This window comes from Alloiococcus sp. CFN-8 (genome assembly GCF_049943125.1).
In the GTDB taxonomy this organism is placed as follows: domain Bacteria; phylum Bacillota; class Clostridia; order Clostridiales; family Clostridiaceae; genus JAEXZL01.
Window position 1 is genome coordinate 1,680,673 of sequence record NZ_CP188040.1, and the last position, 20,447, is coordinate 1,701,119.

General features: G+C 35.0%; 22 protein-coding genes. 20 read left to right on the forward strand and 2 right to left on the reverse strand.

The window, feature by feature from the left end; translation table 11 throughout:
* The first annotated feature begins 98 nt into the window (after window positions 1-98).
* From ACPWSR_RS07655 to ACPWSR_RS07670, 4 genes are all read left to right on the forward strand, one after another.
* The gene (locus ACPWSR_RS07655; RefSeq protein ID WP_426351090.1) at window positions 99-590 is read left to right on the forward strand and encodes a helix-turn-helix domain-containing protein; all 492 of its coding nucleotides are present in this window, start codon (window positions 99-101) and stop codon (window positions 588-590) included.
* 319 nt (window positions 591-909) lie between these two features.
* Window positions 910-1,785, forward strand: a complete 876-nt coding sequence (locus tag ACPWSR_RS07660) for an AraC family transcriptional regulator (protein ID WP_426351091.1) — start codon at window positions 910-912, stop codon at window positions 1,783-1,785.
* A gap of 23 nt (window positions 1,786-1,808) precedes the next feature.
* Window positions 1,809-1,970: a GNAT family N-acetyltransferase gene (locus tag ACPWSR_RS07665; protein ID WP_426351092.1), complete on the forward strand. Its 162-nt coding sequence runs from the start codon at window positions 1,809-1,811 to the stop codon at window positions 1,968-1,970.
* 10 nt (window positions 1,971-1,980) lie between these two features.
* Entirely contained in the window at window positions 1,981-2,502 is a 522-nt protein-coding gene (locus ACPWSR_RS07670; protein ID WP_426351093.1) for a GNAT family N-acetyltransferase, read from the forward strand.
* Between the two features lie 213 nt (window positions 2,503-2,715).
* Here the strand turns inward: ACPWSR_RS07670 and ACPWSR_RS07675 are convergent, their stop codons facing one another.
* Complete coding sequence (locus tag ACPWSR_RS07675; RefSeq protein ID WP_426351094.1) at window positions 2,716-3,630, reverse strand: helix-turn-helix domain-containing protein; 915 nt, start codon at window positions 3,628-3,630, stop codon at window positions 2,716-2,718.
* Window positions 3,631-3,856: 226 nt separating this feature from the next.
* Between ACPWSR_RS07675 and ACPWSR_RS07680 the strand changes: the two genes are divergently transcribed.
* The 4 genes from ACPWSR_RS07680 (at window position 3,857) to ACPWSR_RS07695 (ending at window position 7,249) form a co-directional block, all read left to right on the forward strand.
* The gene (locus ACPWSR_RS07680) at window positions 3,857-5,134 is read left to right on the forward strand and encodes a Gfo/Idh/MocA family protein (RefSeq protein WP_426351095.1); all 1,278 of its coding nucleotides are present in this window, start codon (window positions 3,857-3,859) and stop codon (window positions 5,132-5,134) included.
* Window positions 5,135-5,438: 304 nt separating this feature from the next.
* Window positions 5,439-6,266 carry a class I SAM-dependent methyltransferase gene (locus ACPWSR_RS07685; protein WP_426351096.1) on the forward strand — a complete coding sequence of 276 codons (828 nt, stop codon included), beginning with the start codon at window positions 5,439-5,441 and terminating at the stop codon, window positions 6,264-6,266.
* A 169-nt stretch (window positions 6,267-6,435) separates the two neighbouring features.
* Window positions 6,436-6,606 carry a hypothetical protein gene (locus ACPWSR_RS07690; protein ID WP_426351097.1) on the forward strand — a complete coding sequence of 57 codons (171 nt, stop codon included), beginning with the start codon at window positions 6,436-6,438 and terminating at the stop codon, window positions 6,604-6,606.
* A gap of 127 nt (window positions 6,607-6,733) precedes the next feature.
* Window positions 6,734-7,249, forward strand: coding sequence for a GNAT family N-acetyltransferase (locus ACPWSR_RS07695; protein ID WP_426351098.1), 516 nt, complete (start codon window positions 6,734-6,736; stop codon window positions 7,247-7,249).
* A 123-nt stretch (window positions 7,250-7,372) separates the two neighbouring features.
* On the opposite strand, the gene ACPWSR_RS07700 is transcribed toward ACPWSR_RS07695, so the two are convergent.
* Window positions 7,373-7,807 carry a globin domain-containing protein gene (locus ACPWSR_RS07700; protein ID WP_426351099.1) on the reverse strand — a complete coding sequence of 145 codons (435 nt, stop codon included), beginning with the start codon at window positions 7,805-7,807 and terminating at the stop codon, window positions 7,373-7,375.
* 240 nt (window positions 7,808-8,047) lie between these two features.
* Between ACPWSR_RS07700 and ACPWSR_RS07705 the strand changes: the two genes are divergently transcribed.
* The 12 genes from ACPWSR_RS07705 (at window position 8,048) to bsh (ending at window position 20,424) form a co-directional block, all read left to right on the forward strand.
* The gene (locus ACPWSR_RS07705) at window positions 8,048-8,479 is read left to right on the forward strand and encodes a GTP pyrophosphokinase (protein ID WP_426351100.1); all 432 of its coding nucleotides are present in this window, start codon (window positions 8,048-8,050) and stop codon (window positions 8,477-8,479) included.
* A 138-nt stretch (window positions 8,480-8,617) separates the two neighbouring features.
* The gene (locus ACPWSR_RS07710) at window positions 8,618-9,133 is read left to right on the forward strand and encodes a GNAT family N-acetyltransferase (protein ID WP_426351101.1); all 516 of its coding nucleotides are present in this window, start codon (window positions 8,618-8,620) and stop codon (window positions 9,131-9,133) included.
* An 88-nt stretch (window positions 9,134-9,221) separates the two neighbouring features.
* Window positions 9,222-9,665 (forward strand): hypothetical protein, encoded by a 444-nt coding sequence (locus ACPWSR_RS07715; RefSeq protein ID WP_426351102.1) that lies wholly within the window; start codon window positions 9,222-9,224, stop codon window positions 9,663-9,665.
* An 84-nt stretch (window positions 9,666-9,749) separates the two neighbouring features.
* Complete coding sequence (locus ACPWSR_RS07720; protein ID WP_426351103.1) at window positions 9,750-9,935, forward strand: hypothetical protein; 186 nt, start codon at window positions 9,750-9,752, stop codon at window positions 9,933-9,935.
* A 224-nt stretch (window positions 9,936-10,159) separates the two neighbouring features.
* Window positions 10,160-11,905 (forward strand): ABC transporter ATP-binding protein, encoded by a 1,746-nt coding sequence (locus ACPWSR_RS07725; protein ID WP_426351104.1) that lies wholly within the window; start codon window positions 10,160-10,162, stop codon window positions 11,903-11,905.
* Window positions 11,889-13,802, forward strand: coding sequence for an ABC transporter ATP-binding protein (locus tag ACPWSR_RS07730; protein WP_426351364.1), 1,914 nt, complete (start codon window positions 11,889-11,891; stop codon window positions 13,800-13,802). The genes ACPWSR_RS07725 and ACPWSR_RS07730 overlap by 17 nt, the downstream gene beginning before the upstream one ends.
* 185 nt (window positions 13,803-13,987) lie before the next feature.
* Complete coding sequence (locus ACPWSR_RS07735) at window positions 13,988-14,695, forward strand: ATP-binding cassette domain-containing protein (protein ID WP_426351105.1); 708 nt, start codon at window positions 13,988-13,990, stop codon at window positions 14,693-14,695.
* Entirely contained in the window at window positions 14,688-16,259 is a 1,572-nt protein-coding gene (locus ACPWSR_RS07740; protein ID WP_426351106.1) for a hypothetical protein, read from the forward strand. The genes ACPWSR_RS07735 and ACPWSR_RS07740 overlap by 8 nt, the downstream gene beginning before the upstream one ends.
* Window positions 16,260-16,279: 20 nt before the next feature.
* Window positions 16,280-17,230: a CPBP family intramembrane glutamic endopeptidase gene (locus tag ACPWSR_RS07745; protein WP_426351107.1), complete on the forward strand. Its 951-nt coding sequence runs from the start codon at window positions 16,280-16,282 to the stop codon at window positions 17,228-17,230.
* A gap of 172 nt (window positions 17,231-17,402) precedes the next feature.
* Window positions 17,403-18,233, forward strand: a complete 831-nt coding sequence (locus ACPWSR_RS07750) for a CPBP family intramembrane glutamic endopeptidase (protein WP_426351108.1) — start codon at window positions 17,403-17,405, stop codon at window positions 18,231-18,233.
* A gap of 241 nt (window positions 18,234-18,474) precedes the next feature.
* Window positions 18,475-19,296: a nucleotidyltransferase domain-containing protein gene (locus ACPWSR_RS07755; protein WP_426351109.1), complete on the forward strand. Its 822-nt coding sequence runs from the start codon at window positions 18,475-18,477 to the stop codon at window positions 19,294-19,296.
* 138 nt (window positions 19,297-19,434) lie between these two features.
* Window positions 19,435-20,424: a choloylglycine hydrolase gene (gene bsh, locus ACPWSR_RS07760; RefSeq protein WP_426351110.1), complete on the forward strand. Its 990-nt coding sequence runs from the start codon at window positions 19,435-19,437 to the stop codon at window positions 20,422-20,424.
* Window positions 20,425-20,447 lie beyond the last annotated feature (23 nt).

Below are 20,447 nucleotides of genomic sequence, written 5' to 3' on the forward strand. Positions count from 1 at the left end.
GGAAACTTTAGTATTCTACATTTATTCTACCTACTCTACCTCTGGTGGGTATAGATATATTGGTATTTGAATTATTATATTATTAAAGGAGGGGAATTATGGATACACAAAAAATTGGACGATTTATAGCAGATGCTAGAAAAAAGAAAAAAATGACTCAGACAGAGCTTGGAGAATATCTTAATGTAACTGATAAAGCAGTTTCAAAATGGGAGTGTGGTAAGTGTTTGCCAGATAGTTCATTATTTGAGGAGATAAGTGAAGTGTTGGAAGTCTCAATGATTGAATTATTAAAGGGTGAATACATTGAACAGGAAAATACAGAGATAGCAAATAATAAAACTATAATTTCATTACTTGATGAAATCGAAAAATTAAAAAGAAATGAGTCATTGGTAGGGGCTCTATGCTCCTTGTTGATATCATTTATTACAGCAATTTATTCTGCTATATGGAAACCCGGTGGAAAAGCTTATGAACAATTTTTTTCTGGATTTATTGAAGCTGTCAGTGGTAGCTGTCTTGTTATAGGAATAATTCTTATATTTTATACATGGGTAAAGTATTCTCAAAAAAATTCTAATAATTAGGTTATTAGTTAAGGTTTAAAAGGGTTTTAATAGTGAGAATATGTAGTATATACACTGATGAATAAAATCGAAAAGGCTCACTTATTTATGTATGGACAACCTGTCTACGAGTAATGTGGTTTTAATGAAGACAAAGAATTAGTGTGTTTCGCTGGGACAACAATAGAATAGCTTTGATGTTATGAGATAAATCTGGTGATAGGCACATAAGTCATAACTCATGTGCCTGTCACCATCTCATTAACATGATAAAATAAATCAAGTATCAATTATCTGTATGGTGTATTGTTTATATATAAAGTAAAAGTGAGGGAGGTTTATGAGTTATTATAGCAATATTCAAAAGGCAATAGACTTTATTGAAATCAACTTGCAAGAAGATATAAAGCTTGAAGAGATAGCTAAGGCTTCAGGGTATTCAATTCCACACTTTTACAGGGTGTTTGCGCCACTTGTTGGTTGTTCAGTGAAGGAGTATGTTCGCAAAAGAAAGTTGAGTAATGCAGCCTATGATTTAGCAACTTCAAAACGTAGTATAACAGATATAGCTTTTGATTATGGTTATGGATCCCATGAAGCGTTTACGAGAACCTTTAAACTCACTTATGGTAAGTCGCCAAGTAGTTTTCGGAAGGTCAATGGAGAGCCTTGGTTATATGAAAAGGTAAACTTACTTTCAAATAATAAAAAAGATGGAGTAGTAATATTGAAACCAGAAATTATTTGTAAAGATGAGAGATTGCTATTAGGTATAGCAAGAAAAGTAAATCAAGGAGAGAATTTAAAATTTAATCTTTTATCTAATATAAAAAACAAGTTCATGGAAATGTCGGAGGAGATTAAGAATAGAGTAAACATAGAGTTGCATTATGCGGCTTATGATTATGATGTGCAGGATATAAGCAAAGATGAGAATGAGATTAATTATATTTATTTTTATGGTATTGAAGTATCGGAATGCAGCAATATTCCTCTAGGAATGGTGATGAGGGTTATACCAAAAGCTAAATATGCCGTTTTTCATTATGATACTATGAATAATACTTTGAATGGTGAAAGTTTAAGTCAACCTGTATATGATTACATTGATGGTATTTGGCTCCCAAGCTCTGGTTTTGAGCTTTCTGAGACTTCTGATTATGAGGTTATTAATCAAGCTGAAAGCCTTATTGATTATTATATTTCCATAAAGTAATAGTGATTTACAGCTGATTAAAAATGATTGCTCATAATTACAATGAAAAGTTATTGCTGTATTGCCTGAAAAACCATATAGAAGCTCACTGGCTTGCATTTAATGATATTTCAGAAAGTCTTGCGATAAAGCTAGGATATATTAAAGATGAGTTTTATAAAACATTCTTGATTGAACATATATAAGGAGGAAAAGATGTTTTATTATGATATAGAAACAGAAAGGTTATTCCTTAAAAATATATCTAAGGATGACAGAGAGTTTATATTTAGTCAGTTTTCAGATGATGTAGTTAACAGATATCTATTTGATGCAGAGCCATTAACTGATCTTGAAGGTGCCGATGAAATTATTGATTTTTATATACAGCCTGAACCAAGATTGCAGCATCGCTGGATTATAGTTAGAAAATCAGATGGAGTTAAAATGGGTACCTGTGGACTGCATTGCTGGAATCAAAAAGAGGACAAGGTTGAAATAGGTTACGATTTGAAGGAAGAATTTTGGGGAAATGGTTATATGCAAGAAGCCATGAAAGAAGTCATTACCTTCGCCTCAAGAAATATGAATATAAAAGAGATAAGTGCATGTATTTATATAGATAATAAACGATCAATCCGCCTTGCTGAAAACCTTGGATTTGTTTTATCTGGCTCGAGATATGAGTTGTTTAGGGGTAAAGAATACTTGCACAATATATTTACTTTAGCTAACTAGTTTATTGAATTAAAAGCATCTGTTTTGACAGGTGCTTTTTTTATAGAGCAAACATAGCAAGCTAGGAACAGTTTTATTCTATTTACGATGTTATACCGTAATTACCACGTGGGGAAAAGGTTGGTGAGAATTTGAACTATAAGAATACAATAGTGCTATGTATTGATTTCATTGAGAAAAATATTAAAAATGAATTAACTCCAGAAATAATAGCTAGTGAGTGTGGTTATTTAAAAAGCTTTCACTAAGACTTTTTATAGATTTCTCATATTCCTTTGGGGACATTCCTGAAAGCATTTTAAACTGCTTTGAAAAATACTGTGGAGAGCTATATGAAAGTATAGTAGATATTTCAGTAATGCTTCTTGTTCCAGAACGTATGATTTCCTTGGCCCTATCTATTTTCATTTTATTGAAATAATCTATGATACCACAGCCCTTTTCCTCATTGAAGAGCGTTTCCAGGGAGGTGCGACTTATAAGGTTATCGCTACATATCTGCTTTATGGTCAGTCTTTCAAAAATATGTGATTCTAAATAAGATAATATACTGTCTATAGCATAAGCCTTTTCATTGGAAACAGCGGTATATAACTTTGCCTTTGGATCTACCTGTATACTTTTCATGTCCCTTGCAAGGTTTATAAGCAGCATTTCAAGATATATCTTTATAAGCTGTTCTGATCCAAAGGGAGCATTTTCAGAGGGCTTTACCTGCTCTACTGAAGGAATATGTATAGGAGTAGAGAAAGCCTTTCTTGCCTCCGATAGAATGTTGGATAGGATTCTTTTCTGTTCAGGATTTATAGTGAATATCTTATTTTCAAAAAGCTTTATGTCTGGTGAAGTGGATTCAAAGGATATTACCACAAGGTTGGGAGCTGTATCCCCTATAGAGCGTAGGGCATGGAATTCCATAGGCTTATGGAATATCATGTCTCCCTTTTTTAATATATACTTATTATCCCCTGCAGTCACCTGTATTTCCCCTTTATCTACGCAGAGAAACTCCCAGAAGTTATGACACTCTCCTTTAAAATAAAAATGCTTTATATACTCGAAGTAATGGATAGTGATTATTTCATGTATCTCTATATCTTCCTTAAGTTTAGTGCTGATATATGGCATACTGGCCTCCGTGTAGAATCTATTTTTGTTTAATTGTACCATAATTGGACGATTGTATAAGTTTTTAGTACGATTCTGCAAAATAAAATATCTTATGAATTGTATAATTAAATTAAGAGTAGAGGTTTGTTTAAGCGGAAGAAACATATGATATGGGACATATAAAAGTATAACTTAGGCTAAATTTATAGTGGTAATGAAATATAACTAAAGGGGAGAATTCTTTATGAGTAAAATGTTAACTGTAGCAATAGCTGGACTTGGAAGCAGGGGTGGGGATGCATATGCAGCATGCCAGAAGCTTTTTCCGGATAAGATGAGAATAGTGGCAATAGCCGATATAGTGGCTGAGAAGGTTGACTTTATATCAAAGGAATATAACGTTTCAAAAGAAATGTGCTTTGACAGTGCAGAAAGCCTTTTTAAGGAGGATAAGCTGGCTGATGTAATGTTTATATGTACACAGGATAGGCAACATGTAGGACATGCAATACCAGCGCTAAGGAAGGGCTATGATCTGCTTTTGGAAAAGCCTATTTCACCTGAGCTTGATGAGTGTAGAGAGATTATCAAGGTGGCTAGGGAATGTAACAGGAAGGTAGTAATCTGCCATGTTCTAAGATATACTCCTTACTACACAAAGCTTAAGGAGGTTATAGACTCAGGTATAATAGGTGATGTGGTATCAGTAATGGCCGTTGAGAACGTGGGTTATTATCATTATGCTCATAGTTTTGTAAGAGGGAACTGGAGAAATTCAGATGAAACAAGTCCTATGATACTGCAGAAGTGCTGCCATGACTTTGATATGCTTCTTTATTTATCAGGAAAGACCTGTAGCAGGGTATCTTCCTTTGGAAGCACCTATCTATTTAAGGAGGAGAAGGCTCCAACAGGTTCAACAGAAAGGTGTCTCAATGGCTGTAGGGTAAAGGATAATTGTCCATTTGACTGTGAAAAGATTTATATAGAAAGTGATAAAACAGGAGTACGTAATGGATATACAGAATGGCCTAACAACGTACTGACACTTCATCCAACAGAGGAGTCCATAAGAAAGGCCCTTGAGGAAGGTCCTTATGGCAGATGCGTATATCATTGCGATAATAACGTAGTTGACCATCAGGTAGTAAACCTTGAAATGACTGATGGGAGCACTATCAGCTTTACTATGTCTGGCCTTACAGATAAAATATCAAGATATGCTAAGTTCATGGGAACTAAGGGAGAAATAATTGCAGATATGGGAACTAACACTATAGATGTGTGTGAGTTCGGCAAGGAACATGAAATTATAGATGTAGCAAAGCTTTCAACAGACTTTAGAGGACATGGCGGCGGAGATAGCAGACTGGTAGAAAGCTTCCTCGATATGATATCAGAAAACAAGAAGCCATCAGAACGTATAACCTCCTTAGAGGCATCCATGGAAAGTCATTTTATTGCTCTAGCAGCCGAAGAATCAAGGCTTGACGGAGGACGTGTAATTTTAATGGAAAGGTGACAGGCACATGAGTTATGACTTATTGGAGAACCATACCCTAAACAAGTGAGGTTTTTGCTTAAATTGATAAATGCATCTTGGCAAGATAATTTAGTATTTAAAACTCCTAAAGTCATTTCTTTAAGAAACGTAAGCTCATATATAACTAATAGCACTAAGAATAAAAAAAGTACATTTATATTCAATAAAAGCAAATAAATGTTATAATTTATTTATGACCAATTAACGAAAAGTATTAGTAATACGAGCGGATGTTATGGGAAAAGTCATACATTAATATTGAATAATAGAGTGAGGTGTTTATATGTCTAGAGCAAATGATAGGGAAATAATTAGTTATCAGTATAATTCAGATAAGAATCTATCTGATAGACAGGCTCTGCATAGGGGCTTCAGTACTAATGAATATGGGTGGGAGAACTGGGTATTTGAGAAATATACCTTTAAGCCTGGTGATAGAATAATTGAATTTGGTTGTGGTAATGGAACTACATGGAAGAGTAATAAAAATAGAATACCAGAGGATATTAAAGTAACTCTTACAGACTTATCTGAAGGTATGTTAAGTATAGCAAAAGATAACCTTTCAGGAATTGAACAAATAATTGATTATTCTATTATGGATATACAAAGGATTAAATATGAAGATAGCTCCTTTGATAAAGCTATAGCCAATCATATGCTTTACCATATACAAAATAGAGATTTAGCAATAAGTGAGATTGCAAGAATACTTAAACCAGATGGAATCTTCTATGCTACTACTAATAGCGTTTATAATATGAGGGGACTTAAAGCTTTAGTGAGAGATTTTGATTCCAGGCTTGATAACGCTTCCTTTTCTGTTGCTAATGAGTTTGGATTAGAAGATGGAGTTGATCAGTTAACTAAGCATTTTAAGTCCGTTGAGAGATTAGTATATGATGATTCCCTTCATATAACAGAAGCCAAGCCTTTAGCAGATTATATCCTGTCTCTAAAGGGACATGTAAACATAGAGGACATAATGACGGAGAGCAGGATAAAAGACTTTCATGAGTACTTAAGCGAGATAATAATAAGAGAAGGAAGTATCAATATACCTAAACGCAGTGGAATGTTTATAGCTAAGAAACCTAAGAAATTAGCGTAATTAGATGAGTAGGATGGTGGCTCTATGAAAATCATTCTGATTCTAAATGGACATTAGAAGTTAAATTTTAAAGAAGTATAATGACCTATTTATAGTCAGCATGCTAATTAAAGAGAGAATTAGCATGCTATTTATTTTGCAATTTATATACTGGATAGGGGTTGAGGTTTTGGAGGTTAAAGTAGTTTTAGCAAATGAGGAAAACTCGAATATCATAAAAAATATATATCCACTATACTTGCATGATCTTTCAGAGGTTTATGGGAATGTTCCTAATGAATACGGGATTTACGAGGATGAACCAATAAAAACATTAGGGGAGAAAGAGAAAAACTATTAGTGATTATACTAATGGGAATTTTCAAGAAGAGCATGGGTCAACCTTTGACGGATATAAACTAATTTTTTCATTTAAAAATACAGCTAAATAGATAGTGAATTTAATTTATTAAGGAGCTATAAAAAATATGGTTGAGGATTATAATATGAATTTTAAAGAAATAAGATTAGAAAGAATAGGAATAGAGTTAAAGGCAAAGCTGGAGAATATAATTAATCTATACTTACATGATTTATCAGAGTTTGCAGCTGATTTGAAAATTAATTCTGAGGGAAAGTTTGAATATGAGGGGATAGAATTATACTTTAAATCAGAGGATTTAAATCCTTATTTTATAGTTTATAAAGATGAAGTAGTAGGTTTTATCCTTTTTAATACTGGAAGATATGTTCCTAAAGATATAGATTATGTTATTCATGAGTTTTTTATATTAAAGGGATTTAGAAATAAGGGGGTAGGTAGTGCTGCAATTAGGATTTTGCTAGACAAATATAAAGGTAAATACAAAATTGCACAAATAGCATCTAATAAAACTGCAGTGAATTTTTGGACGAAATTTTATCAGCAGCAAGGTATTAATTATATAGAAGCAGAAGAGAAAATTGATGATATAGACGCCACTATTCAGATATTTAATGTTTAACCAAAGAGTAATTCCACATTGAAGTTAACCAATCATAAGTAATAAGTCATAACTCATGTGCCAGTCACCAAAAGGGGCCTCGCCTGCGATATTTGAATCGCTAAAGCGAGGACCCCATTATTTTTATCTTGAAGCATATATCTCTTTTTCGTGATTTATAAACACTTCTGCAAGAACTCCGTATGTTTTAGCCCAAGCATCGATAATTTCATCTGTTGCATTATCGCCTAAAACCTCTTTTATAGCTCCTAATAAGTGCTTTCCTACTATTGGATAATGCTCTGGTTTAACATTGGAGTCACAATGTCTAACTCCGATTGTATTCACTACTGGCATTATAGCAGATAGGTTATCTATATTTTGAGCAGCAGCTAAAATTGACATAGCTAAAGCCTTTGGCTGTTCTCCTGATGCTTGTCTTTCCATGTTGAATAAAGGAGCTACTTCAGGATTTTGTTCAAACATATTTTTGTAAAATGTCTTAGTTATCTCTAATCCATGAGTTTTTAAAGCTGGTACTGTGCTTTTTATTATATCTATTGTTTTTTGATCTAACATGATGTCCCCCACAACTTCTTTTGTATATAATATTTATTATTTATCAATAGTTATTATATAAAATCGATATGTTGGTTTCAATATTATTTGAATAAATTTAATTAGATAATATTATTATTTGATTTGAATTGGATTGCAGACAAAATAATACAATCTTCAAAGTTGCATTGTTCATATATGAAATAAATTCTTTTGCTTAGGGCTAGTATTCTGTTAGACTACTTTTAAGGAGGTGCTATTATGCTTTATACACCATTAACAAAGAAAGCATTACTCATTTCATTTAATGCACACAAAGAGCAGATAGATAAGAGTGGCATGCCCTATGTTTATCACCCCTATGAGTTAGCTACTCAAATGGATGATGAGTACTCAACCTGCGTAGCTCTGCTCCATGATGTGGTTGAGGACACAGAGATAACCCTGGAAGACCTTGAGAATGAGGGCTTTCCGAGAGAAGTAATAGAAGCTATAGCAATGATGACTCACGATGATAAGGTTCCTTATATGGATTACATCGAGGAAATAAAAAGGGATGCCATTGCGAGAAAAGTAAAATTAGCTGACCTACATCATAATAGTAATATTGACAGACTTGATAAGCTTGATGAGAAGGCTTTAAAGAGAATAGAAAAATATCATAAAGCTATTGAGATATTAACCGAAAGATAAAAGAAACAAGCCAACAGATACGACCATAATTAAAGAAGTCATATAGGTTTATATATTAAGGATTTATGCAAGGTAGTTGTATAATATCTGATTTATAAATCTACTAATGATAAAAAAATCTATAGTAGGTGATGAAAAATGAGCATAAATACCAATAGATTAATCATAAGAAAAGTTACAGAAGAGGATTGGATGGGGATAAAAAATATAGCAGCTGATTTTCAGAAATCAGAGTATGCGATATATGACCATCCACTTCCTACTGAGGATGATAAAATTAAGACTTTGACCAAGAGCTTTGCAGCTTCAGGGTTGTTTTTTGCTATCCTCCTTAAGGACTCATCAGAAATGATTGGCTATATTAGCTTACATGATGATGGTGAAAGTCATGATATAGGCTACTGCTTCCATTCTGATTATTTTGGAAAGGGCTATGCTTTTGAAAGCTGTTCTGAGGTAATAAAACATATGCACAAGCATCATGAGGTGAAGGTATTTACAGCAGGCACAGCATTAAAAAATGAACCCTCCTGTAAGCTCTTAGATAAGCTTGGATTTGTTCTGAAGAAAAGGGAATCATTGGCTTTCCATAAGGATGAAGCAGGGAATGATATTGTTTTTGAAGGTGGACACTTTATTAGATCTAATGAATAAGAATACTTGCATATTACCTATCACAGGCTTACAGTCCACTCTGCAATAAAACGTTTAAAGGAATTAATCTAAAAGTGAGGTCATAGTCATGTACGGAGAAGAAAAGACCACTTTAATAAATCTCACTTCCCACGAACAATATTTAGATATACTAAAGAAATTAAAGTCAAAGACGGCCTATATAGTGCTAGTCCAGATTGATGGCGAAGATAAAAATGACTTAAATCTAGTAAAGGCTTTGAAACAGATGGAGCTAATAGGTACGAAGAAGGTAAATGAGTGGCTTGGAACAAGGACAAGAGGTTTCCCAGCGGTACGGTATATTTTTAAGTTTGATGAAAGATACATTAAGTATTTGAGTAATTTTGATTCCTTCTTTTTTAATACAACTGATAAATGGAGCTATGATGCAGTGGAGAAAACAGATTTCGGCTTTGATGATATAGCTTTTCTGGATGAGAATAGGCAGGTTTTGTTTTATACAACTACCCATGAAGGTTATGCTAATATTCTCCCTGATTTAATGGATTAAACTCAGAGCTAATTCATTATGGGTTAAAATAAATTTAGAAAGTATAAGTAATTTAAATTTAATGGTGTAAAGGTGGAGAGGATTTTGAGTAAGGATCTTAAAAACAAAATTAGCTTTGGGATTTTTTTATTATTTTTAGCCGTTGGTGGCTTTACTTCTAATTTTTATAATAGTATGCCTATAATTTTTAGGCGGATATCATTAATAGTTTCAGCATTATTATTAACTATAGTAGTGGTTTTTCTGTTAATAGAGAAATCAAAAAAATAAAAGGTAAATGCTATAGCATTTACCTTTTATTTTTTTCGACAACAAACCTTCATATAAATGTCGAATTATGTTATTATATATTGTGTTTGTACAAGAGAACCTTTAATAAACGAAGGACAAAGTTTCAGTTCTTCATCCATACAATAGTATAAGAATAACCACTGAGTGATATAGGAGCTACCAGCCTTTATCACTCAATTTATTGTAGAAGGAGTGATGAATATATGGTAAAAAGGCTTTCTCAAAGCATTAGAGAATTTAAAAAGGCTTCTATCATAACGCCGCTTCTCATTGTAGGAGAGGTTTTAATGGAGTGCCTGATTCCTTTTCTAATAGCTAGCTTAGTTAATGAAATTAAAGCAGGCAGCAGCTTTACGGTTCTTGTTCAGTACGGTCTGTTACTTGTACTGATGGCTGTGGTTTCCTTGGCTTTTGGTGCTGCAGCAGGAAATACCAGCGCAACTGCTTCCTGTGGTTTTGCCCGCAATCTGAGGCATGATATGTTCTGTAAGATACAAGAGTATTCCTTTGAGAATATAGATAAATTCTCCACTTCATCTCTTGTAACTAGACTTACCACCGACGTGACCAATGTACAGAATGCCTATATGATGCTGATCAGAGTGGCTGTTCGTGCACCTTTAATGCTTATATTCTCTCTAGCCATGGCTTTTATCATGGGAGGAAGGCTTGCACTGATATTTTTAGCAGTGGTTCCTATTCTCGCCTTTGGTCTTATATTTATTATTTATAAGGCCCTGCCTATGTTTAGGAGAGTTTTCAAAAAATATGATGCCCTCAATGCATCCATCCAGGAAAATATCAAAGGGATGAGGGTTGTTAAATCCTTTGTTCGTGAGGACTATGAAAAGGCTAAATTTAATAGAGCTGCTGAGGACGTCTGCAATGATTTTACCATGGCAGAAAAGATAGTTGCCTTTAATGGACCATTAATGCAGTTCTGCCTCTATACAGTGATGATCTTTGTGCTTACCTTTGGTTCCTACAGTGTAATAACCAGCAGAGGATTAGATTTGGATGTAGGACAGATGTCTGCAATGCTTACCTACAGCTTCCAGATATTAATGAGCCTTATGATGCTATCAATGGTTTTTGTTATGATTACCCTGGCAACAGAATCAGCCCGTCGTATTTCAGAGGTTCTTGAGGAGGATAGCGCTCTTCATAATCCAGAAAATCCTGTATATCAGGTAGCCGACGGTTCCATAGCTTTCGAGAATGTGAGCTTCAAATATTCTCAAAAGGCAGCTAAGATGGCTCTCTCCGATATTAATCTTAATATTAAATCAGGAGAAACCGTAGGAATAATAGGGGGTACAGGTTCCTCTAAATCCTCTCTGATACAGCTGATTTCCAGGCTTTATGATGCCACAGAAGGAACAGTGAAGGTTGGAGGAATAGATGTTAAGGAGTATGACCTGGATTCCTTGAGAAATCAAGTGGCTGTGGTGCTTCAAAAGAATATACTCTTCTCTGGTACTATAAAGGAAAACCTAAGATGGGGTAACAAGGAGGCTACCGATGAGGAGATAAGAGAAGCCTGCAGATTGGCTCAGGCAGAGGAGTTTATAGCGACCTTTCCAGAAGGCTATGATACCTACATAGAGCAGGGAGGAGCTAATGTTTCTGGTGGACAGAAGCAGAGACTTTGTATAGCTAGAGCTCTTCTAAAGAAGCCTAAGATACTTATTTTAGATGACTCCACCAGTGCTGTAGACACTAAGACTGATGCTCTAATACGTCAGGGCTTCCGTGAGTTCATTCCTGAAACCACAAAGATAATTATTGCTCAGCGTACTGCCTCTGTGGAGGATGCGGACAAGATTATCGTAATGGATGGCGGAAGGATAAATGCCGTAGGAACTCATAAGGAGCTGCTTAAAAACAACGCTATTTATCGTGAGGTTTATACCTCTCAGAATAAGGCAGGTGATGACATTGAAGAATAACAATCAAGTTAAAAGACCTAAGGTGAAAAAGGGTACAATGCTTCGCGTTATAAAAACTTTATTTGAGTTTTATCCTAAGGGCATGCCACTAGTAATATTCTTTATAATCTTCAGTGCAGCAGTAAGCTCAATACCTAGTATCTTCATGCAGAATATCACTGCAATAGTTGAAAAGAGCTGGGAAAGTGGCAACTGGAGCTCCGTATCTGGTGAAATTTTTAAGATAACTGCTATTCTTTTAGGATTATATATACTGTCACTGCTTTCAACCATTACCTATACAAGGATGATGGCTGTGATAACTCAGGGCTTCCTTAAAAAGCTCAGAGAAAAGATGTTTAATGGCATGCAGAATCTTCCCATTAAGTACTTTGATCAAAATGGACATGGGGACATAATGAGCTATTACACTAACGATATTGACACCCTAAGACAGATGGTATCTCAAAGCCTTCCTCAGCTCCTTGTATCAGGAATTACTGTAACAACAGTATTCTTCATAATGATATATTACAGCATATGGCTGGCTCTTATAATTGTAGTTGGTGTTGTACTTATGGTTAAGCTGGCTAAAAAGATAGGAGGAGGCTCCTCCAAATACTTTGTCCGTCAGCAGGAGGCTCTAGGTCATACAGAAGCTTATGTTGAGGAAATAATGAATGGTCAGAAGGTAGTTAAGGTATTCTGCCATGAGAAGGAATGTGAGCAGGAGTTTGACAAAATAAACGATACCCTTTATGAGGATTCAAGGAAGGCTTATAAATATGCCAATACCTTGATGCCTATACTTAACAACGTGGGTAATATATTGTATGTAGTGGTTGCCCTTGCAGGTGGTCTAATGATAATGGCTGGTGCTAAGAATTTCAGTATATCAGGTCTGCCAATAGGAATAAGTATTTTAGTACCCTTCCTGAATATGACCAAGCAGTTTGCCGGTAATGTAAGCCAGGTATCACAGCAGCTTAGCTCTGTCATCATGGCTATGGCTGGTGCTGAGAGGGTATTCGACCTAATCGATGAGAAGCCAGAGGTTGATGATGGCTATGTAACCCTAGTAAATGTGAAAATAGTAGATGGACAACTGGTAGAATGCAATGAAAGGACAGAAATGTGGGCTTGGAAGCATCCTCACAGTGATGGCACCGTAACCTATACCAAGCTTGCTGGTGATGTAAGGATGCATGAGGTAGACTTTGGTTACGATGAAAAGAAGATTGTCCTTCATGATATAGACCTTTATGCTGAGCCTGGACAGAAGGTGGCCTTTGTAGGTGCTACTGGTGCTGGTAAAACCACCATAACCAACCTCATAAACCGCTTTTATGACATAGCAGACGGAAAAATCCGCTATGATGGTATCAACATAAATAAAATAAAGAAGGCAGATTTAAGAAGATCCTTAGGGATAGTACTTCAGGACACTAATCTCTTCACAGGAACTGTTATGGACAATATACGCTACGGCTATCTGGAAGCCAGCGATGAGGAATGTATCGCAGCAGCTAAGCTAGCAGGAGCTCATGACTTTATTACTCGTCTCCCAGAGGGCTATGACACAATGCTCTCAGGAAATGGAGCTAATCTGTCTCAAGGTCAGAGACAGCTTATAGCCATAGCCCGCTGTGCTGTAGCAGATCCACCAGTTATGATTCTCGATGAGGCTACTTCTTCTATAGATACTCGTACTGAGGCTATAGTTCAGAGAGGAATGGACTCCCTTATGTATGGCAGAACAGTATTTGTTATCGCTCATAGACTGTCCACTGTCAAAAACTCTGATGTAATCATGGTGCTGGAGAAGGGTAGAATCATTGAAAGAGGAACCCACGACATGCTTCTTACACAAAAAGGAAAGTACTATCAGCTTTATACTGGAGCCTTTGAACTGGAATAGATAATGTAACCCCTAGCATTTTTGCTGGGGGTATTTTTATTTAATAAATCTATGGACATCCTGTGCTACTATAATAATTGTATGGATAAAACTGTAAAATTAAGTTGCTGATAGCTGAGACCTTCTATATAATTTTAAGTAACTATTATAATTCCTACAGGAGCATAGGAGAAAAGGAGATAGATATGAAGCTTGTACTTAGAGATATGCGCAAAACCTTCGACAAGAAAGAAGTTATAAAAGGAGCTAACTATGTATTTGAAAAAGGCAGGATATATGGACTTCTTGGAAGAAATGGAGCCGGTAAAACCACCCTTTTTAATTGTATTAATGAGGATATAAAAGTGGATGATGGGGAAATTCTTCTAGATTGTAATGGAGAGGAAAGACCGCTAGCAGCAGAGGATATAGGCTATGTTTTATCTACTCCTTTAGTGCCAGAATTTCTAACAGGAAGGGAATTTATTAAGTTTTTCCTGGATATAAATAAAGATAAGATAACGGATATGAAGACCATAGATGAATACTTTGACTTTATGATGATTGATGAGGAGGACAGGGACAAGCTTCTGAAGGATTATTCTCATGGTATGAAAAATAAGATGCAAATGCTTATAAGCTTTATTGCCAATCCGTTGGTGCTTTTATTGGATGAGCCCCTAACCTCCTTTGATGTGGTGGTAGCTGAAGAGATAAAAGCGCTTCTGAGGACCCTTAAGGAGGAGCACATAGTAATACTCTCCACCCACATCATGGAGCTGGCCTTAGATATGTGTGATGATATTGTTATCTTAAATGGAGGAACTCTTAAGAAGATAGAAAGGGATGAGCTAGAAGAGGATGACTTTAAGGGAAGGATAATTCAGTCCCTGAAGGAGGGAAGCCATGATTGATACCTTTATTACCACCTTTAAGCTAAGAAATGCATATAGGGTTAATACAATTATATATGGATTAAGAAACCTTCCTGGCTTTAAAAGGGTTTTAAAGACCTCCCTCTATGGAAATAAAGGTATAAAAATCTTTGTGGACATACTTAGCATTTTGGGAGAGGTGGCATCGATATTTTTAGGAAAGGCATTTTATCTTGGGTTAATGATATTGCTGCCATTAACCTTTATAAAGAGTGCTACTCCTGAGAGCTTTGCCCATGTGTTTTTATTCTTAACATTAGCTGGCGGATTAATGAACACAGGCTTGTTTAATCCCTCTAAGGACAAGTATTATGCTATATTTCTCATGAGAATGGATTCTAGAGAATATACTCTTGTAAGCTATTTATATTTTATGGTGAAGCTACTAGTAGGCTTTTTGCCTTTTACATTACTTTTTTCAGTAATAGCAGATGTAAGCCTGTTGGTAGGTCTAGCAATGCCATTTTTAGTTGTAGCCATAAAAGGAATTGTAGCAGCCTTAGATTTATTGGCTTTTAAGAGGACACAGGTTGTAAAAAATGAAAATCTTCCGACACCTATTCTGTGGGGTGTCATGACCATATTGACAGCTATAGCCTATGTTCCTGTAGCTCTTGGCTTCAGCTTAAGTTTTGTGATATTTCTAAGTTTTACAGCCCTGGCAATTATACTTTCTATTCCAGCCTTTAGATATATTTATCTCTTTGATGAATTCAGAAGAATTTATAAGGGTCTTCTGGTAGTGGATAACTTTGTTAGCACGGACAAAGCCTCTATAGCAAAGGTAAGTAAGGCATCCTATGAGAAGAAGCTGAGCTACGAAGCCACTAGTGATAAGGAAGGCTATAAATATTTTAATGAGCTTTTTATGAAGAGGTATCAAAAAATTCTATTGAAGTCAGCCATAAGAACAACGGTTATTATAAGCATTTTAATTATTGCTGCCATTATAGTTATAATGATATTCCCTGAGGCAAAGTCTGATGTTAATGGTGTAATTCTTAGCTATTTACCTTATTTCCTTTTTGTCATGTATATGATTAACAAGGGTAAGGGGATTACCCACATCATGTTTTTAAACTGTGATCATAGCATGCTTTCTTATAGATTTTATAGACAGCCAAAGGCGATTCTTCTTTTGTTTAAGGAAAGGTTAAAGTACATTATAGGAATCAATCTGCCACCTGCAGTGGTAATTGGGCTTGGCCTTGCAGTTCTCCTATGGATTACTGGTGGAACGTCTAATCCAATTAATTATCTGCTGCTATTGGTTTCAATATTAGCCATGTCAGTGTTCTTTTCAGTTCATAACATAGTTATGTATTACCTTCTTCAGCCCTATAATCCACAATTACAGATGAAGAATATTGCCTTTACCATAGTGGATTATGTAACTTATATTATTTGTTATATGGCCATAGGTCAGCAAGCACCAACTCTGATATTTGGCACTGCAATATCAGCCTTTTGCATCTTCTATGTGGTACTTGCGCTGATATTAGCCTACAGATTAGCTCCAAAAACCTTCCGCTTAAGAAATTAAAAAATATTGAGGTGTTATAAATGAAGGATTTATTAAAAAAGCCAGATATGCTTATGGAATGCTCTTCTGATGGGCATGGACACAAATTTTGGATTGAAGTATTGATATTTATCGGAGTTTTTCTTGTATTAAATATCATTCAAGGAATTTTTGGAGGTATTATTTCTAGTGTTTATTTACTAACAACCAATGATATTAGCGCTTTAATGGCACAGGGGACAAATATCACTGAGATTATTGCTAATTCTGATGTAGTCACCATAGTGATGCTCTTTACAACGATTATTTCCATTATAGGTGCTATAATCTACTGCCGTTTTATAGAGAAGAGGCCTGTTAGAACCATGGGCTTTAGAAAAAAGAATGCCCTTAAGGACTATCTTTTAGGATTATTGATAGGTGCAGCTATTTTCTCTGTGTCAGTACTTATCTGCATATTAACCGATACTGCTGATTTTGTAGGACTGTCTACGAGCTTTAGTGCAGGTATTATATTGCTTTTCTTTTTAGGCTATCTTGTTCAGGGAATGAGTGAAGAGGTGCTGTGCCGTGGATATTTTATGATTTCAATAGCAAGAAAAAATACTCTCTGGGCAGCAGTTATAGCAAACTCCGTGGTATTTTCTATGCTTCATCTAACTAATCCCGGAATAGGATTAATGCCCTTAATTAATATCACCCTCTTTGGAATCTTTGCTTCAGTATACATGCTAAAGAGCGGGAATATATGGGGAGTAGCTGCTATCCACAGCTCCTGGAATTTTGTTCAGGGGAATATCTTTGGTATACAGGTTAGTGGTCTTGGCAAACAAGAATCAATCTTTTCTGTAACCCTAACAGAAGGGGGAAGCCTTATAAACGGTGGTAGCTTTGGCCTTGAGGGAGGATTAGCCGTATCCATTGTACTACTTATATCTATATTTGTGGTTTTATATTATAAGAGCAGTAAAGATCAGGTGAGTAATTTATAAAATATCTTCTTACATGAACTATGAGCTCATAAGAAAAGTAAGATATATCTTTTGAGAGATCAGTGAAACCAATACCATATATTTATAATTACTTTATTATATGAGAATAAATAAGGCCTGGAAGCGTCAGAAGGTTTTGTGAAATGGATTAAACAAAGGGAGGACATATGTAATGGTGCAAGTAAAAAGTAATTTACTAATAGGGTGGATTGAAGCATTATTTTTTATTACTATGTCTGTTTTTTATATAATATACTATCAGAAGTATCCTTTGGGAATATTAGGTGAAAGCGCCTCAAATTTTGATGCTATAGTGGTGCTAGCAGCAGTTTTCATAAGTCTCTTTTTTATTAAAAGATTTTTGACTTCATCTAATGACAGCTATAAAGAAAAAAGAAAATCTAAATTACTTACGATACTTTTAGTGAATTATCTATATATGGGTGCTTCTTATAGGATTTTTCAGCTTATTTTAATTAAATATGAAGCTAATATTCCTATGGACTTTATTAATGTAATTGGCTGGCTGATCCTAATAATTTCGCTGCTGATATGCAGAAGAAACATAGAACTTAATTTCAAGGTTGAAATAAAAAAACTATTCGTAGTATTGGCTGGTTTTTTAATATATGGAAGTATTATGGTGCTATATATAACTAAGATTCATTCTATAGACTTCTTCAGCGTTACTATAGCCATAAAAACATTTATTGAAGGTTTTTTTTATCCAGCATTATATGAAGAAATAATCTTTAGATACCTTATGATTACCGTTATTAAGGATTATATAAGTAATGAGAGAATAACAGTAATACTTCAGGCAATAGTATTTGGGTTATTTCACTTTATTCTATATTACTTCATAAATCAAGTGGATTTTGTTTATTCTATATTAGGCTGTGCAGCTCAGACCTTAGTAGGCTATACACTAGGAATAATTTATATTAGGACAAAGTCCTTGACTTATGGGACAGTTTTTCATGCTCTTATAAATACTATATAAAGCGTTGATAATTAAGTAAGAAATGCAGAAAATACCGTATACTTGTTATATTTTATATAACTATAAATAGTAGATATAATTTTTATGAAGGTTATATATCGTGGATATTTTATGATTTCTTGTGAAAGGAAAAATGTATTTTGATAGCTAATAAGTCTTGGATAATAGAGATAATCAAAATTCGGATAAATTATAATGTCCTCTAACAGGGCTAATGATCTAATGAGAAGGAGGTTAAGCAATGATAGAGGAAATAATAAATGAAATAACAGCAAGTTTGCAGGAATGTTCATTTATTGAAGGTGTAGTTTTAGGCGGTTCAAGAGCAACACGTACAGCTACAGAAGCTTCTGATATTGATATAGGTATCTACTACCACAGCGATAAGCTCGATTATGATAAGTTAAATACCGCTGCAAAAGAATTAGATGATACCCATAGGGAAAACCTTATTAGCCGTGAAGGACAATGGGGAAATTGGGTGAACTGCGGGGGGTGGCTTGTTATAAAAGGTTATCAGGTAGATTTAATTCTTAGGGATATAAAACGTGTGGAGAAGATTATTGACCAAACAGATAAGGGTATAACTACATCAAACTATCAGCCAGGACACCCCCATGCTTATATTGATGTTATGTATAGAGGGGAGCTCGCTTCTAGTAAAATACTATATTCAAGAGATAGCTATTTTTTGCAGCTGAAAAAAAGGGCAGAGAAATATCCAGAGGTATTGAGAAAAGCATTGATAGATTTCTTCTCCTTTGAAGCAGATTTTTCTTCTATGCTTGCAGAAAAATATTCTAACAGTCAGGATTCCTATTATATTGCTGGACATATGTTTCGTTCTGTTTCAGCACTAAATCAAGTGTTATTTGCTTTTAATAGAGTATGGTGTCTCAATGAAAAGAAGGCTATATTCCGTATAGATACCTTTGAATACAAGCCGGAAGGCTATAGTGAAAAAGTAAACTACATTTTTGATACTATCGGCAAGTCACAGGCTGCTTCCGCAAAAAAGCTGCGACAGCTATGTGAGGAGGTTGCAGAGGTGACAGGCACATGAGTTATGACTTATTGAAGTATTAGAATGAAATATAAATAGACTAACCTATATAGCAACAGAGGTTAATAAAGAAGCTATACAGTATAGTAAACTCTCTTTGGGTAATACTAAAAGCAAAAAAGAGAAAGAGGTTTTATTATGTGTACAGCATTAACCCTAATGAGCCAGGATGGCTACCATTTCTTTGGTCGAAATATGGATATAGAATATAATTTTAATCAATCAGTTATTTTAGTTCCTAGAAAATATCAATGGGAAAATGTAATCACAAAGGAAATGCAATCAATAAAATATGCTATTTTAGGTATGGGAACAGTGATTAACAATCATCCTCTTTTGGCTGATGGCTTTAATGAGAAGGGTCTCGCCTGCGCAGGTCTTAACTTTCCTGATTATTGCTATCACAGTCCAGAACCTCATGAAGGGAAGACTAATATTGGACCTTATGATTTTATGCTATGGATGTTAAGCAATTTTGAAACAGTGTCAGAGGTAAGGTCTGCATTAACCAATATTAACTTAGTTAACATACCCTTTGCTCCAGGAGTGGGTATTGCAACCCTTCACTGGATAGTATATGACAAGAAGGATGATTGCATTGTTATAGAGCAAACAAGAGATAAGTTTTCTGTTTTTGATAACAAAATAGGTGTGCTTACCAATCCTCCGACCTTTGACTGGCATATAGAGAACTTAAATCAATACATCACCCTATCCTCCCATTGGGTGGATGACACAGAATGGTATAACCAGAAGCTCAGTCCATTTGGTGGTGGCCTAGGCTTACATGGAATGCCTGGAGATTCTTATCCTCCTTCCAGATTCGTAAGAGCTGCTTTCTTCAAAAGCCACTCCAGATTCACACAGGACGAAGCCAGCACCTTCACTGAATTCTTTCACATCCTATATAATGCAGCAGTACCTAGCGGAGCAATAATCAAAAAGCAAGACAAGGACAGTGTTACCATCTACACCTCATGCATGTCCCTAGAAAGAGGAGTCTATTATTACACTACCTATAAGAATCTTCAAATCAACGCTGTTGATTTATTTAAAGAGGATTTAGATGGGGACCAGTTAAAGACTTTCGAATATATTGACACACCAAAAGTTCACATACAAAACTGATGGTGACAGGCACATGAGTTATG

Coding starts and splice junctions, on each gene's coding strand:
- ACPWSR_RS07655 (WP_426351090.1), top strand. CDS start 99: ATGGATACACAAAAAATTGGACGATTTATAGCAGATGCTAGAAAAAAG.
- ACPWSR_RS07660 (WP_426351091.1), top strand. CDS start 910: ATGAGTTATTATAGCAATATTCAAAAGGCAATAGACTTTATTGAAATC.
- ACPWSR_RS07665 (WP_426351092.1), top strand. CDS start 1,809: ATGATTGCTCATAATTACAATGAAAAGTTATTGCTGTATTGCCTGAAA.
- ACPWSR_RS07670 (WP_426351093.1), top strand. CDS start 1,981: ATGTTTTATTATGATATAGAAACAGAAAGGTTATTCCTTAAAAATATA.
- ACPWSR_RS07675 (WP_426351094.1), bottom strand. CDS start 3,630: ATGCCATATATCAGCACTAAACTTAAGGAAGATATAGAGATACATGAA.
- ACPWSR_RS07680 (WP_426351095.1), top strand. CDS start 3,857: ATGAGTAAAATGTTAACTGTAGCAATAGCTGGACTTGGAAGCAGGGGT.
- ACPWSR_RS07685 (WP_426351096.1), top strand. CDS start 5,439: ATGTCTAGAGCAAATGATAGGGAAATAATTAGTTATCAGTATAATTCA.
- ACPWSR_RS07695 (WP_426351098.1), top strand. CDS start 6,734: ATGGTTGAGGATTATAATATGAATTTTAAAGAAATAAGATTAGAAAGA.
- ACPWSR_RS07700 (WP_426351099.1), bottom strand. CDS start 7,807: ATGTTAGATCAAAAAACAATAGATATAATAAAAAGCACAGTACCAGCT.
- ACPWSR_RS07705 (WP_426351100.1), top strand. CDS start 8,048: ATGCTTTATACACCATTAACAAAGAAAGCATTACTCATTTCATTTAAT.
- ACPWSR_RS07710 (WP_426351101.1), top strand. CDS start 8,618: ATGAGCATAAATACCAATAGATTAATCATAAGAAAAGTTACAGAAGAG.
- ACPWSR_RS07715 (WP_426351102.1), top strand. CDS start 9,222: ATGTACGGAGAAGAAAAGACCACTTTAATAAATCTCACTTCCCACGAA.
- ACPWSR_RS07725 (WP_426351104.1), top strand. CDS start 10,160: ATGGTAAAAAGGCTTTCTCAAAGCATTAGAGAATTTAAAAAGGCTTCT.
- ACPWSR_RS07730 (WP_426351364.1), top strand. CDS start 11,889: ATGACATTGAAGAATAACAATCAAGTTAAAAGACCTAAGGTGAAAAAG.
- ACPWSR_RS07735 (WP_426351105.1), top strand. CDS start 13,988: ATGAAGCTTGTACTTAGAGATATGCGCAAAACCTTCGACAAGAAAGAA.
- ACPWSR_RS07740 (WP_426351106.1), top strand. CDS start 14,688: ATGATTGATACCTTTATTACCACCTTTAAGCTAAGAAATGCATATAGG.
- ACPWSR_RS07745 (WP_426351107.1), top strand. CDS start 16,280: ATGAAGGATTTATTAAAAAAGCCAGATATGCTTATGGAATGCTCTTCT.
- ACPWSR_RS07750 (WP_426351108.1), top strand. CDS start 17,403: ATGGTGCAAGTAAAAAGTAATTTACTAATAGGGTGGATTGAAGCATTA.
- ACPWSR_RS07755 (WP_426351109.1), top strand. CDS start 18,475: ATGATAGAGGAAATAATAAATGAAATAACAGCAAGTTTGCAGGAATGT.
- bsh (WP_426351110.1), top strand. CDS start 19,435: ATGTGTACAGCATTAACCCTAATGAGCCAGGATGGCTACCATTTCTTT.